Below are 14611 nucleotides of genomic sequence, written 5' to 3' on the forward strand. Positions count from 1 at the left end.
GCTAGATCTTTATTGGGGCATGAGTGATAACAATAACGCAAAGAGCAATTTTCAAGATTTTAAATTTAGTAATGTGGAATTTGCCAAGGAATTATCAACTCAAATTATCAATTCTGCTCTAGAAGTAGAGACCAATTTAAATAAAATTTTAAATACAAATAATTTACATGATGCTCATTTAAGGGTTCAAAAATTAAAGTCAAGACTTGTTTCTACAGTCAGGCTAGCCAAAAAGCTAAACAACCACCTGCTTTTAGAATTTGATAAAATTTCTGATTTTGATATTCCTGTAACATTAAGGATTGTTGACAAGATTTTAAAAGTATTTTATTGGACAATAGTCAATTTTGATTCTCATACAGTAAGTGAAATTGACTCAGTGGGGTTAAAAGAAATTAATTTTTTACATGAAGATGAAGAAGGAATAAAATCAGCTGAAGAAGAGATTAGCAGTATTAAAAATTCAAAGAAAAGAGAATTTCTCTTTGGGTTGCTTTTGGTTATTAAATCCACATTTCAAGCAGACAAAGCTTTAATAAAAGCAATAAGAGCATCTCTTTTAGCGTCAGCTTTTATTGCCCAACAGGGAATAGAAGGTAAGCAGATTTTATTTTTTTATGTTTAGTTTTAGGCAATTGGGTTTTCTGTATTTCAATATTAAAAGGTAGAGAAACAGCTCTCTACCTTTTTAATATTTATTGGGATTGGATAAAGTATTAATTTAATTTTCTTTTTAATATCATTTTACAATGTTTATCTTTTAACAAAGCGAGCAAAAGTAAGCAGAATATTTTATAAGTTTTACTTATATTCTTTAATTAATATTAGCATAAATACTCTAAAACGTATTAGTTTTTTTATAAAAATTTAAATGAATTTTAATATTTACATTTTGTATATCAGTATTATTTGATAATTTATATTAAATAATATCAATTTGCATAAAATACTGTTTTTGATATAATAATATATAATGATATTTAAAAAAATGATTAACGAATTTAAAATGGAAATAAAAAACAATAAATCCAAAATTAATCCTATTGATGTTTACAGATATTCGATTTTTTTCAGGAATTACATAGAAAGTACAGCAGAAGATGCACTTAAGAATGGGATTAATTTAAGCTTGCTTGAAAAGTCTTGTTTGGAAGAGGGGAGCAACTCTCTTTTAAGTTTAAAGGTAGAGCTAAAAGAAGCTCTACTTGAAGCAATGATAAGCTATAGATTTAATGGAGCAGGTTATATTTTAGTAAAATCCAAAAGCGAAGATGAAGATTTAAGCAAAAAGGTTAACAGCGAATTACCCATAGGTTTTAAATATTTAGATTTTCAAAAAATTATTAACAAAAGAGATTCTAATTACATAGAGTACCTTTCTAATTCAAAAGACCTGGATGGTTTTGAGAAAGCAAGAGTTGTAAGAATAGATAAAAGCAGAGTAATAATTTATGAAAATTATGATTATGTTTTAGGCGTGCAAGAACCTGCTTACACGCAAAGTTTGCTACTTAACATTTGTCTTTTAGAACAAATTTATTTAGAAATAGAAAAAAGAATAAGAAATTATAATTTTTTGTTTTACAAAGACGAACATTTAGTAGGACTTGTTGAATCATTAGAAATTGCAAAAGAAGAAATTAATGCTTTAACAAACAGTAAAGGCAAAATATTTTCTACCTTTTTTAAAGCTCAAGGGCCAAACAAAAGTTTTCAAGAATTAAGTAGTGTTTCTGATCAGCTTAGCAGAGAGCTTAGCAAGATTAAAAGCGCTCTAAACAATGATGGAATTTTTTATACAGCATCAGAGAATGCTCGTCTAGAGGTAATAAAATATGATTTAGAGTTTTTAAAAGACGCATTTGAACTTGTTAAAGCAAAAATTGGTGCTGATACTAAAGAGCCTTTAACTAGAAGCTTTAATGAGCAAGTCAAAGGACTTGGTAGCAGTGGCAAGGGAGACAAAAGTAATTATTATGATTATTTAAAAGGTGTACAAGAATCTGTTGCTAATGCGTGTAATCTCAAGCTTAACAAATATTATAGATTAAATATGAAGTTTAATGAGCTTGAAGCTTTAAGCTATGAGCAAAGACTTGAGAGAGACAATTTGCTTCTTGATGTTTATTTTAAATATTTAAAGCTAATTAAAAATGAAAATCTAAGCGACAAGGCAAAAGAAAATTTAAAAGAACAATTAAGTTTGGTTATTTAAAGGAGTAATTATGGAAAAAATGGCATCAAATGCAGACAAAGACAGCCAAGAAGATTTAAAAGAGTCTAGAAACAAAAACAATGAAGTTTTAAGCGATACTTTGGTTAAGGAGTTCTTAGAATATAAAAATCTCAAAAGTGCAAGTAATAACTTGGCCATTAATTTTTCTCACAATGACTTAAGAGAATCTGTTGAGATAAATAAACTTGCAAATGATAATTTAAGTTTTGAGTATAATACAGAAAATCTTTTAGCAAAAGGGTATTCTTTTAAAGAGGTTGTAAAAGGACAAGCCGAAGAGCTTATTAGAAAGTATGTAAAGTCAGCCCAAATATTTGCAATAGCTGGAACTTGCAAGCTTGATGAGATTGACTCATCTTCTCGTGCAATACTAATAAGGCTTGCAAAGACCAATATTGATCAGAATAAGAATTTAGAAAATTCATACAAAGTGATAAATTTTCAAAGAATAAACCTAGATCAAAAAAATAATTTAAGATCCAGAAATGGTTTTTTTAACACGTATAATGATTTAAGAGAGGCAATGCTTAATGAATGGGAAGAGGTTAAGAATGAATTTTATTGTAATAAAAAAGCATTAGCTTAAATTTTATTAAATTTGTTTGAATTTTTGTAATTTAAGCTTTTAATGAAAAATTTAAATAAAAATTAAATAAAAAATTAATTTAAAAAAGGAGATTATTAATGAGTGATTCAATTGATTTTCAAAAAGAGATAGAAAAACTAAAAGCATCAAAAGTAGAACTTGAGAGTCAGCTTGAAAGTTTAAAGAAAAATCAAGCTCAAAAAATTGTTTTAGACAAGCTGCAAAGCGTTGCTGCTAGTAGTTACCCAGTATTTGAGAGCAGTTCCAAATTTCAAGACGAAGGGTTTTATTTTTCTCAAAAAGGCGGACTTAAAAGCTCTCCTGCTGATAAGTTTGAAAATTACCAGGCGCAAGATTTTTGCTATAAATATGGGGTTAAGCTTATTGTTAACGGTTCACATTTACAAATAGCAAGAGGCGGCGGTAGCGAGCTTTATGGGGTTTGTGTAGACTTTGACGATTTTTCAAGAACTGGTACGGTTGTTCCAATAACTTGTAGTTTTGAATGTGTTTTGATTACTAAAGATAAAACTATCAAAGCAGAAGACAAATTAATAATAAACAGCGAAGGTGTTTTAGAAAAATCTAGCAAGAATGCATCATTTATTCATGCTTTAGCATTAGGTCCTGCTTTAGAATTTAAAGACAGAAGAGATGTTTATGGTGTTAGGGTTCTTTTTTTAGTCAAGCAAATAAAAGATGTAATTTAAAATAGGAGAATTTGAAATGGACGAGAGCATATTAAATAACGAAGAGTATGTAAACACAGTAAGGGATGTTTTGGTTAAGGAGTGCCCAATTCCGGAATATTATCATTTTTTAGATTCACAGCAAATACAAAGTAGTAATATTTCTCTTGGAAGTGATAGAATTATCAAGTGGTATTCTAATTTAACAGACATTCCCACATTAAAGGTTAATGATTTTAACACAGTATCAACAATAAAGTTCCAAAGACAAATAGTAAAAATTAATTATTTGCCTTTTCAGTATGCATTTACGTACTATGCACCAGATGGAAAAGTTAGTGTAGAGGCAAACACAAATATTAACATGAGAGAAGGTCTCTTAGGTGCAATAATTGAGATACAAAAGCTAATGAGTGTGCACTATTTAAGAGGCGGGCTTACACTCTCAAGAGGCAGCAAAAGAACTCTTCTTGTTGATGAGTTTAACAATGAAACTATGTACGGACTTTTGAATCTCCCAAACCAAATAGACAAAACAGTTAAACAGACAAACATATTAGATCAAATAAAATCAATAAATGATGATCTTTCAAAGATTAATTTAGAAGACGAGAGAAAGGTGCCTTTTAAAATACTTACAACTAGCAAAATTAAAGGTCGTCTTCTTGAAAGGCTTCCAAACAACAATTATTCATACAAAGACATGCTTTTTGATTTTATAAGCGCAATTAATAATGATGCAGATATTGAGCTTGAGACTACAAATTTACTAGACGATGAAATTTTAATATATCCAAGAAGCAGCAAACTACTGCTTTTAAAAGACGGTCATCAGCCGATATTAAATTCATACACAGAAGTTTCAAGTAGTAATTTCAGAACAAGTTTTCTTGACTTTTCTATTGGAACAATTTTGGCAACAAAAAATTCAATCTTAAGAATAAAATTGAGCTAAAAATGAATGACAACAAAGTAGATACCAATCAGGTCTTAAATGCAAATTTTAAAACTCTAGAGAGTGAAAATCCAGAGTCATTGCAAACAGTGTATGAGCAAATACTTAGTCTTTTAATGCTTGATTTTAAAGATCTAAGCATTAAAGAATTTTCTTTATATTTAAATTTACTTGAGAATATTTTAATTTTTAAGAGAATAAGAATTAAAAATTTAAATGATTCTACAATGTTTGTTTTAATTTATTATTTTATTGGTTGCGAGCTAAAAAAACGAAACAGATTAAAAGGTTTTAATTTAAATAACATCAAGTCCGAAAAATTCAAAGAGATATCATTAGAATATTTCCCCACAAATGTTGATTCTAGCAGCTGTGGGGGGGATTTTTGTAAATGTTTGGATAGTTTAATAAAAGATTTAAGAGCAAAGGGCGCTCTAATAGGAGTAGTTAAATGAAATCTTTAGAGATGATTAATACAAGTTTAAGTAATATTATAAGTATATATTCACAAGAACTTTTTTTCTGTAAGTTTAGAACAATCAAAGATCCAATAAATGCATCTTATGAAACTAGATTTAAAAGTTCTGATACTGTTGTTTTTAAAGGGATGTTATTATTAATAAATCCAGAAGAAGTAGTTGAGATTGAAGGTGTAAATATTTTTGACAAAAATAGTTACGCCAAGGTTTATACTCTTGAGAATTTGGAATTTGAGTACGGAGATTTGGTTAAGGTTTTTGATGATGTTTATTCTATCTTAGGGGTGCAAAAGAGCTACAAAGAAGGCCTAAATTACAATACTCTGGTTTTAAGGAGCTCTTGTTGAGTGTAAGAATTAAATTTAAAGACAGTACTTTTAATGCAGAAAATAGCATTAATATCAAATCTGAAGAACTTAAAAGAGAGCTTGATTTTAAACTAGCAAAAGCTGCTTACAAAGAATTTTATTCTAATGTTTTTTCAAACAAAGGAATAAAAACAGCTTTTAGAAAATCTATTCAAAAAGGGCTTGTTGAAATAAAAGATCAGTTTAAGATTTTTTATAAAAATTATTCACTTAGCTTGCAAATAAATCCAAGCTTAAAAAAAGCTTTTAAAGCTAAAGAGGCCAAAGAGGCTAAAAAATCCAAAGAATTTAAAAGCTTTATTAATGGCATTAAAACCCCAAGTCTTTTAAAGGCAAAAGAAAAGGATAATCATGATTGTAGGACTAAATGAATCTGTACAGTTTTTAATAAAAATACTTACAAATTTTAAAAAATATTTAGATATTAAAGAAATAGAATTAGAAATCTTAAATACCTATAACCACCCATATTTGGAAAAGTTTGCTACAAATACTAGTAATTTACTTGTATTAAAAAGTGAGTCTTTCGAAGGGCTTACTCCTAGAAATCTAGGGGGTAGAAATTCTTTTAAAGAGTTTAATGAGTTTAGATTAAGGTTTTCGCTTTATTTTTTAAGTTTTGTTTTGTTTAAAGCTTACAGAGATGCTTATGAGAACATTTGCAAAGTGTATGAGCACTTTTTAGAATTTTTACACGAGAATAGATTTAGGTTTGAGTTTACAAAAGAGCTTGAGGATGGTTCTTCTTTGTTTTTAACTTATTATCTGTGCTCGATTAGCAATTTAAATAATGATGGATTACTTGGCGTTTCTAATATGCATGCCAATATGTGTTTTAGTTTTAATCAGATTTTTGTTGCAAATATACAGGTTTTAAAACAAGAGAGGTAAATTTTTTGAGAAAATAAAAGGAAATAAAAAGAAATAAAAAGAAATAAAATAAAAATTTAAAAAAAATAAAATAAAAATTAAATAAAGAAATTTAAAAAGGAGGATAAATGCCAAAAGATACAATAAGCATTAGTTTGGTGCAAAACAGATTAGATTTCAATAATATTAATTATTACAATCCGCTTTTAATTTACAAAAGCAATGTTTTGGCAAGCAAGCACTTGGCATTAAGTGTTACAAATTTACAGGATCTGCTTGAAAAACTTGAGATGCAAAAGACCCAGGAGTCTGATTCTTCTAAGAAAAAAATAGCAGAAGAGCAAATAAGCGTTTTAAAAAAATCAATGCAAGATTTTTTTGGGCAAGACGGACTTAGGTCTGTTGATTTTTATGTTTACAATCAGATTAAAGAGATTAAAGATTTTTTAAAATCCAATTTACATCCGTTTGTAGTTTTTGTAAATCAAGCAGAAGATACTATTAGTAGTGATTTTGAAGAGATTAGAAAAGTTTGCAATTTTATTATAATTTCCACTAAAGATGGCAACTTACCAAATTTTTTAAAAGGCAAAGACAAAAGTGAGCTTAAAAATGTTATTGCTGTTTACGGTGGCGGAGGCAGTCAAGATTTGCACCTTAAGTTTGCAGCAGTTTATTTACATCAAGCAAGCATTTTTCACGCGGTTAATCCTTATGGTATGATTTTAAACTCTTCTCCTATTTACGATGACTTTCTAATTGATTCTCTTAGAAAATCCAATATTAATTTTTACTCTCTTTTAAATGAAACCAGCAATGACGGCATTTTAGCTTTCAAAGAAGGAGTTAGTCTTTCGGGTGATCCTATTGATGAGGCTTTTACGCTTTTTTACATTAAAAATGAAGCAACAAAAGAGCTTATTAGGGTTTGGAATAAAAACAATAGAGCCAACAGCAAGCTTGGCGCTTTAAATTTGGACGGCAATTTGCCAAACGAATACACAGCAGGGCTTGAATGTTTTTTCCATGAACTTAAACAAAAAGGTCTTATTATCTCTTATAAACAGATTAAACTTAAAGTTAATTCTTCTAAAGGCTTAAGCTTAAGCTTAGAAGTTGCACTTAAGTACAATGACAGCTTTAATAGTGTTAATTTAGTAATAACAGCACAAGAGATAAGCGAATATTTAAGGAGAGCATCATAATGAGAGAATATTATTCACTTGATTTAATATTTTTTAGCTTTAATGACAATTTAATAGATACAGGCACTCTTGAGTACAGTACAGAGCCCAATGTAATGGCTAAGGCAAGCACAGAAGACAGAAATTTTCCAATTCCAAGCTTTCGAGATCCAAGAACCGTTGTTCATATTTTTGATTTAGAAGTAAGTAAAGGATCTCTTGATTACAAACTCTTAACAAAGCTAAGCAACGAACAATTTTACGAGAATGTACCAAAATCTAAAAAATTAAAAAGATTAGTGTTTAATGATCAGATGGGACTTAAAATTATTTCAAATAGTGCTTTTTTTGCAGAAATTCCAACTAGAAAGTATTCAGCTGATAATGATACTGTTAAGTTTACAATTCATGCAATCAATTGTGATGTTGAGAAAGCAAGTTAAAAGCAATTTGATTGAACAATAAAAATGTTTTAAAAATGTTTTAATTAAAGGATAAGAATTTAAAATGAGATACAAGTTAAAAATATTAACCAAGGCCAAAATACACACATACGTTTTAAAAGATATTCCCATGTATGAGTGGGACAGTGTTTTAGGATTTGATATTGAAAGAGACGAACTTATTAGCAAACTTAATGATCTGCGAACATTAAAAGAGATAACCAAACTAATGATTTCAAGAGGGTTTTTAGATGAATTTTACGAAATCTTAAACCAAGAGAGAAGATATTCAGAGCTTTACAAGTATGCTCTTCCTACAATTCTTTTTTCAGTACAGTATTCACTTTTTGAAACAATAGAAGGGTTTAAAAAGCCCAGTTTAGTTTACATTGAAAGCTTTCAAGATAAAAACGGAGATTACATTAAGTATGACTACATTGATGATCGCTGGAGTTATGATTTTTTAATTACAAGCAATTTTGCAGGTTTAGATCAAAAAGATTCTTTAGAAACCGGTTTTGAGTCTTTAATTCAAGAAGGTGTCAATGAATAAGCAAGAGATTGCGACCAATTATTTTAAATATATAGACTATTTAACAAGAGAAGCTAATAAGTATTATTTCCCTATTGTAATGGGCATTTGTACATATAAAGACGTTAAAAAAATGAGCTACAAAGAGCTTGTAGAGGTTAACCGAGTAGCCAGCCTAAAGCTTAACAAGGAAATATACGAGTGGTTTTTGTTTTAGTAGTATGTGTTAAAGTTTGTTTTAAAGGTTTTTATGTACGAAGAAAACAATAATGAGAATAAATTCACAATTACATTAGAAGGTGTTCTTGATAAGAATGCTACTAAGAGTAATTTAAAAAAAGAGTTTTTAAGCCTAAAAAGGGAAAATTTTTTCAGTCAAATGGGTTTTTATGGTTTGAGTGGAAAAAGTAGTAAGGATTTTTTATCTTTAAGTCTTTCAAGACTTAAGGGGCTTAATAGACCCAAAAGTGACAATCTTCAAAAATCATCAAGTTTTAAATCTTTGAATGTTTTTGGCAAAAGTAATTCTTTTAAGGATTTTCTAAGCTTTGATGATTCTCGGGAAAACACTCCTAAGAGTGTTTTAAAAGATTTTAGTGTTTTTGATTTTGATTTAAAAGACAAAAGTGATTTGACTGCTGGATTCTTAAATGAGAATAAAAGCAGTCCAAGTCCATATTTAAAGCCAAAGGTAGATAAATTGGATCTTGGTGCTAGCCAGGATTTATATTTTAAGACTGAAAATATTAAAAACATTTTTAAGCAAAATTTTATTAATAATTTTGGTAAAAATCAAACTAATGTGCCAAAAGACTTTAGATTAAATTCCAATTTTAACAAGATTCCTTTTAAGGATTTACAAAATCTGGAGGGTTTTAAAAACAAAAACAGTAGTCAGATCATTGGGGAAAATTTGATGACTTTTAGAGGGTTTTTAAAAGATCCAAATCCTGTTGATTTTTTTGATATAAAAAATGGGTTTAATGATTTAAATTCTTCTTTAAGAGAATTTAAAAATTTAAAAGACAAAAAGACTAAGCTAAGTCTTGAAAATTTTCTTTACAAAGATAGTCAAAAAGAAAGTGTAAATAAAATACTAAAAAGAGAAAGATCTTTTGAAACAGAGCTTGAGAGAAATGATTTTTTAAGAAAACTTTATATTCTTCAAAATTCACAAAATTCAAATTCAAATTCAAATGATTTCTCTTTTATGGTTGAGCTTGCACAAAAATTAAAAAACAAAGGGCATGCTAAAAATGATTCAAAAGCCATTAGTCTGGTAAGTGATTTCCTAAAGGGTGAGAATGGTTTAGAAAAAGTTTTAAGTTTGAAAATGCCAACAATTTCTTTAAAAAGTCCAAGTGAGCCTGAGGTTTTAAATAGTAAAATAATAAGTGCTGCTTTTGAGCCTGGATTAGAGTTGCTCTTAGAAAAAACTTTAGAACTTTTAGAGTGGGCTAAAAATTACGATTTTACTAGTAGTGTGCTAGACCCTTTAAAAAGTACTTTTTCAAATCTTGGCATTATTTTGGCGCAAGCTTTTGAAAGTTTGCCTTTGGTTGAGAACATTACAAGTTTACTAAATAGTGTTAGTGAATTTAATTCAAGAGGAATTGATGATGATTCTAGAATGCCTTAAGTGCAAAAGAGGTTTCAAGTGATTAAAGAGCAAGCCAGTAATTTAATAAAAGATATTGTAAATCAAATCTCAAGTTTGGCAAGCATTTCTAATTTTGTTTTACTTTTTCCAAGGCTTGATTTTAAAGGTCTTGGGTACATTCCCCAACTGTTTTTTATTTTTGTAAAGCACGATTTAATAGAAGAAAATCTCTCAAGTATAAGCTCAGACCGTGCGGTAATTGATTTTACCAATACAAAAAGTGAATATGTGAACTTTAACATTACTCCAAGGCCTGAGATTATAACAATTAATAAAGGAATTTTGTCCTCTATTTATGACCAAACTTTGCTAAGAGCTTTAAGAGAAACCCCTTTTATGAACAGTGTTTTAGAATTTAATAGTAATTTTATAAAAATGCAATTCAGGCAAAGGTTTAACCTAGGGGTTTACTACAGTATGTACAGCCCTTCAGTAGGATTTCACGAGGCAGTAAGTATTAGTTCATTAAAGCTTAAGGACACAGTCTATCTAGAGGAGGTGGAAATTAGTTTGCAAGTAAAAATTTGCAAAACGTTTAATATTTTAACTTATAAAGGTTAAAATATTAATTAAAAACATCTAAATATTAGGAGAATATTAATGAGACAATTTAAGTTTATTTTAATATTTTTTTTATTTATTGTTTCAACAACATATGCAAGCGAGGCAAGACCATTTGATTTTAAAAAGTGGAATTTCAAAAGAGACATAGATTTGGCATATGTATTAATGCATGACATCGACAATGGAATTTTAATTAAATCTCAAGATAAAGCCGGTAGCATTAAAAGGCAAGAAATACTAACCAAGCTTAATGCGCTAAATGCTTATTGTAATAATTTGCAGAAAATAATAAAAAAAAGACTTACTTTAAGCAGATTTAAAAAAGAGGTGGAATTACCATTGCTTAAGATTTTTAAAAAATATAAATATTTAACAAGAAATTACAAAAATAAAAGCCTTATTGAAAATCCAGAATATACAAAGCTTATTGCAGAGAGAATTATTAAAAAAGCTTTTTTTTTAGAAAACTATTTTCAATCTAGTAGTAGGCTTAAAAATGTAAAATCTCTTGAAAATATTAAAAAAAGAATTGATAATCAGAGCAACTTAAAGTCTTTAAAGGGTAAAACTAAAAGATTTGTTGGTTCAAAGGCTTCAAGCTTTAAACCTTCCAAAAGACCACAAGGTGAAAAAAAATGTAACAAAAGACGAATCTTAAGCAAGCATGATCTTAACCGTGCAGAAGGTGAGTTTTTGGCCGATCCAGACCAAGACTTAGACGAACTAGAAAGCAGCTTCCAAGATGAGAGCGAGAGTGAATACCAAGATGAGAGCGAGAGTGAATATCAAGATGAGAGTGAGAATGAATATCAAGATGAGAGTGAGAATGAATATCAAGATGAGAGTGAGAATGAATATGATGTGTTTAAGGAAGATCAAAGCGAAGATGAGTTTTTTGATTCTCTTGAAGGTCAGTTTAGTTAAATTTTTTAATTTGATTTTTAATTTGAATATTTTTTTGATTTACTTTAAAAGATTTTTAAGGTTTAATCTTTATTCTTACTGCCTTCAAAATGCAATTAATAAAATAGGATCTGAGAATATTTTAAACATTGAGCATAATGTAACTTTTAATGGTTTACTGTAATGGTGATTTATAATTAATTTTTAATTCAATTAATAGTTTGTTAATTTAAAAAGGAGTTTTATTTAAAAAAGATGTTAATATTTCAGTACGATTTTAAAGTTGAGTTTTACAATACAATTGATTCTAAAAATAGCATTGACGGCAAACTTGCAGGCTCAAGGCCTAAAGTTGTTATTATTACTCAAAATGGTGTGCCTGATTTGAATATTTTTATTCAAAATACATATTCTGAGAATAATTTAATAATTAGTAAAAAGGCCAAACTTCAAATTTTTAATGTACCTTTAGATTTTTCTAATTTTAAGACGGCAGATATTGTAAAAATTTATTATAAGAAGTTTTCAGATCAGCAAGATTACGAGTTTATTATGGCTGGGTATTTGGGAGCGCCTGTTGAGAGAATTGGTGGGCTTGAGAATTTTAGTTTTGAGTGTGAATTGTATCTTTTGTCCAGAGCGACATTTTTAGAGAGAAAATTTGAGTATAAAAATTTCAAAGGCAGCACTATTGCTGATGCAATAAACTATGTGTTTAAGGACAAGGCAATCTTTTGTATGAATGAACTTGAAAAAACAAAAGTGATCAAAGAGAGCTTTGCTTGCAACTCGCCAAAAGGATTAATAGAATACCTAAGGCGACAAGGATACGTTGACTTTGTCATTGTTGAGATTGGAGATCCCGGGCAAGATGTTGATTCAAAGTTTATTTTTATGAATTTTGGACAATTTGTTTCTAGTGAGTACAAAAGACTTGAAGATTATGGGCTTTTTTTTGTACCCCAAAAAGATGCTTTAAGCTTTAAGTCTGGGTTAAGCTTATATCAAGCGCAAGTGATGTTTACTCACAATATTAAGATTGCAGATAATCTAAGCTTTAAAGATAGACATGGAAATACCTTAAACTGCAAGGTTAAAACCACCAGCGCCAGATTAAGCAGTACCAGAGAGTGTGTTTTAAATCTAGAGCTTTACTCAGAGAATAAAAAAGGAATCTATTGTGCAAAATAATAATTTTAGCTTTGAGCCAGGCAGCCTAAAGGCCTCTTCTGCTGGTTTGTTAAAGCAGTTTCTTTTTGAGAATGTTTTTATTTGCAGAATAGGTGTTATTAAAAGCTTTGACTTTAAAACTCAAACGGGTGTTGTTGCCATTAAAGAATACGAAGGGTTAGAGATTAGTACTTGCAGTATATCTAACTTTAATCTTGATTTAGCAGCAGAAGATGAGGTGGTTTTACTTCAAAGTAATTTTAATATTTTCCAAGAAAACGATAATAATCATTTTGATAAAAATTATTTTTACATTCTAAGTGTTCTTAATCCCAAGAAAATTGGTATTAAGCTTGATCAGTTTAAATTGAGCGTGCAAGAGTTTGATTCACAAAGCGAGAATATAAAATTTAAAGCAAAAAAATTGATTATTGATGTAGACAATATTGAAATTAAAGGCAATTTAAAGATTAATGGAACTAAGTTTGAAAATCATACGCACAGTTCTGGTACTTTAACTTATGTGAATAGTAGTGGTGCGCCAACAACCACAACCGGAAAAACAGGCCCGATTTCTTGAAGTAGTTTTTTTATTTTTGCTTTTTCTTTTCTTAATATAACTTTGCTATCAAAGGTCTATTGATGATTGTTTTCTACTAATAAGATTAAGTTTCTCACTTGGTTTGCAAACTCTTTTGTTGCGTCAATTATTTTGCTGATGCTATTGGTTGTTAATTTAGACTCAGCTTTTAGTTGTTCTTTTGTGTTTTTGTATTCATTTTTTACTTTAGTAAATTTTTCGGCTAGAATTTTATATTCTTGAGCTATTAATTTATTGTAAAGTTTTGGGTTTGGATGAAACTTAAAGCCTAAGTTCCAGTCTATTTGACTTGTGTTTTCTTTTTCTCCCCATTTCTTAGCAGCGTCCATTACTCTTTTTATTGTGCTTGTTCCTAGGGGATCTTTAGTATCTTCAAAAACAAGCTCACTGTTTTTTAACTCCTCGAGCAATCTATTTTTTGTTGTTTCTATATTCTTGGTATTAATGTTGTCAATGTTGCTTTCAATTGAGTTTTTTGATTTGTTTAGAGAGCTTTCCAGATCCTTTGGTAAATTTTCAAGCTCTTTAAATTCTTTAGATGTTTCTAGATTTTTTATTGCATTTAGTGCTTTATCTAGAGAGTCTCTAACTTGATTTGCGTATTCTTTTGTTATGAAGTTGTCATTGTTTCTTAAGTGAATGCTGTGTTTTTGGAATTGATTTTGTTGATTTTGTGTAGGGTTTATTTTGCTTTTGTTAAAGGCGTCATTTTTTAAAGTGTCATTTTCTTCTTTTTGATCAAAAATTTTGTCTTTATCATTATTAATTTTTTCTTCTTCAATTGGGGTAAGTATTACCTCATTGTCGCTTGTTGAAATTTTAAATTCTATTGTAGTTGGGTGTAAAGATTTTTGGATATTTTCGCCTAATTCTTGACCTGTAATTTCATCAGAAGCCCCGATTAACAATAATTGTTCTTGTATTTTTGCAATTTCTTCTTCTGATTTTGCCATATTTGCTTCTTCTAGTACTTCTAGGGGTATTGGGCCTTCGCTGTCAAATTCAGATTGTAGGGCAATCTCTTGTTTCCCGGGTTCAATTTTTTCAATTTCTAAAATAGGAGGTGTACTTTGATTTATTTTTGATTCAAGTTCTTTTTTAAACTTAGTGTCTGATTCAAGCTGCAAGCTGTTCTTAATGACTTCTGAGATATTTTGTAATTTATATTCGTTTAAGGCTTTGTTTTTATCATTTGTATCCATGTTTGCATTACAGCTAATAACTAGTAGCAATGGTGCAAATGTTAAAATTTTTATAGCTTTTCTAAGCTTGCTTTTCAAAGCCTTACGCTCCTTTAAAACAAGAATATTGAGAAACATTATACCACATTTTTTGGATTTTGATTTTATTTTAAATATAAAATCCCCTGTT

General features: G+C 29.0%; 19 protein-coding genes. 18 read left to right on the forward strand and 1 reads right to left on the reverse strand.

Going from position 1 to position 14611, the window contains the following annotated elements; all coding sequences use genetic code 11:
* Positions 1-19 precede the first annotated feature (19 nt).
* From HNP67_RS04705 to HNP67_RS04620, 18 genes are all read left to right on the forward strand, one after another.
* Positions 20-625 (forward strand): hypothetical protein, encoded by a 606-nt coding sequence (locus HNP67_RS04705; RefSeq protein ID WP_184125340.1) that lies wholly within the window; start codon positions 20-22, stop codon positions 623-625.
* Positions 626-973: 348 nt separating this feature from the next.
* A complete protein-coding gene (locus tag HNP67_RS04700; RefSeq protein WP_236845729.1) occupies positions 974-2215 on the forward strand; it encodes an anti-CBASS protein Acb1 family protein in 1242 nt (413 codons plus the stop codon).
* Positions 2216-2225: 10 nt separating this feature from the next.
* Positions 2226-2822 (forward strand): DUF1357 family protein, encoded by a 597-nt coding sequence (locus tag HNP67_RS04695; protein WP_184125341.1) that lies wholly within the window; start codon positions 2226-2228, stop codon positions 2820-2822.
* Between the two features lie 98 nt (positions 2823-2920).
* Entirely contained in the window at positions 2921-3532 is a 612-nt protein-coding gene (locus HNP67_RS04690; protein WP_184125342.1) for a DUF228 domain-containing protein, read from the forward strand.
* A 16-nt stretch (positions 3533-3548) separates the two neighbouring features.
* Positions 3549-4466, forward strand: a complete 918-nt coding sequence (locus HNP67_RS04685; protein WP_184125343.1) for a hypothetical protein — start codon at positions 3549-3551, stop codon at positions 4464-4466.
* Positions 4467-4468: 2 nt separating this feature from the next.
* Positions 4469-4921 carry a DUF3890 domain-containing protein gene (locus HNP67_RS04680; protein ID WP_184125344.1) on the forward strand — a complete coding sequence of 151 codons (453 nt, stop codon included), beginning with the start codon at positions 4469-4471 and terminating at the stop codon, positions 4919-4921.
* Positions 4918-5292 carry a DUF1506 family protein gene (locus tag HNP67_RS04675; protein WP_184125345.1) on the forward strand — a complete coding sequence of 125 codons (375 nt, stop codon included), beginning with the start codon at positions 4918-4920 and terminating at the stop codon, positions 5290-5292. The genes HNP67_RS04680 and HNP67_RS04675 overlap by 4 nt, the downstream gene beginning before the upstream one ends.
* A complete protein-coding gene (locus tag HNP67_RS04670) occupies positions 5289-5684 on the forward strand; it encodes a hypothetical protein (RefSeq protein ID WP_184125346.1) in 396 nt (131 codons plus the stop codon). Before HNP67_RS04675 ends, HNP67_RS04670 begins: the two co-directional genes overlap by 4 nt.
* Complete coding sequence (locus HNP67_RS04665) at positions 5665-6204, forward strand: DUF764 family protein (RefSeq protein WP_184125348.1); 540 nt, start codon at positions 5665-5667, stop codon at positions 6202-6204. The genes HNP67_RS04670 and HNP67_RS04665 overlap by 20 nt, the downstream gene beginning before the upstream one ends.
* Positions 6205-6311: 107 nt before the next feature.
* Positions 6312-7388 (forward strand): DUF787 family protein, encoded by a 1077-nt coding sequence (locus tag HNP67_RS04660; RefSeq protein WP_184125350.1) that lies wholly within the window; start codon positions 6312-6314, stop codon positions 7386-7388.
* On the forward strand, positions 7388-7810 hold the full coding sequence (locus HNP67_RS04655; RefSeq protein WP_010257097.1) for a DUF1463 domain-containing protein: 423 nt from the start codon (positions 7388-7390) through the stop codon (positions 7808-7810). Before HNP67_RS04660 ends, HNP67_RS04655 begins: the two co-directional genes overlap by 1 nt.
* Positions 7811-7874: 64 nt before the next feature.
* Positions 7875-8363, forward strand: coding sequence for a DUF1473 family protein (locus HNP67_RS04650; protein ID WP_184125352.1), 489 nt, complete (start codon positions 7875-7877; stop codon positions 8361-8363).
* The gene (locus HNP67_RS04645) at positions 8356-8559 is read left to right on the forward strand and encodes a DUF1322 family protein (RefSeq protein ID WP_184125354.1); all 204 of its coding nucleotides are present in this window, start codon (positions 8356-8358) and stop codon (positions 8557-8559) included. The genes HNP67_RS04650 and HNP67_RS04645 overlap by 8 nt, the downstream gene beginning before the upstream one ends.
* A 6-nt stretch (positions 8560-8565) precedes the next feature.
* Entirely contained in the window at positions 8566-9981 is a 1416-nt protein-coding gene (locus HNP67_RS04640; RefSeq protein WP_301366274.1) for a hypothetical protein, read from the forward strand.
* Positions 9982-10563 carry a DUF792 family protein gene (locus HNP67_RS04635; protein ID WP_336509675.1) on the forward strand — a complete coding sequence of 194 codons (582 nt, stop codon included), beginning with the start codon at positions 9982-9984 and terminating at the stop codon, positions 10561-10563.
* A 39-nt stretch (positions 10564-10602) separates the two neighbouring features.
* Complete coding sequence (locus HNP67_RS04630) at positions 10603-11490, forward strand: hypothetical protein (protein WP_184125356.1); 888 nt, start codon at positions 10603-10605, stop codon at positions 11488-11490.
* Positions 11491-11724: 234 nt separating this feature from the next.
* Complete coding sequence (locus HNP67_RS04625; protein ID WP_184125358.1) at positions 11725-12660, forward strand: DUF693 family protein; 936 nt, start codon at positions 11725-11727, stop codon at positions 12658-12660.
* A complete protein-coding gene (locus HNP67_RS04620; RefSeq protein WP_184125360.1) occupies positions 12650-13219 on the forward strand; it encodes a DUF777 family protein in 570 nt (189 codons plus the stop codon). Before HNP67_RS04625 ends, HNP67_RS04620 begins: the two co-directional genes overlap by 11 nt.
* 56 nt (positions 13220-13275) lie before the next feature.
* On the opposite strand, the gene HNP67_RS04615 is transcribed toward HNP67_RS04620, so the two are convergent.
* Positions 13276-14520: a hypothetical protein gene (locus tag HNP67_RS04615; RefSeq protein WP_184125394.1), complete on the reverse strand. Its 1245-nt coding sequence runs from the start codon at positions 14518-14520 to the stop codon at positions 13276-13278.
* Between the last annotated feature and the right edge of the window lie 91 nt (positions 14521-14611).

Source organism: Borreliella californiensis, assembly GCF_014205885.1.
Lineage (GTDB): Bacteria > Spirochaetota > Spirochaetia > Borreliales > Borreliaceae > Borreliella > Borreliella californiensis.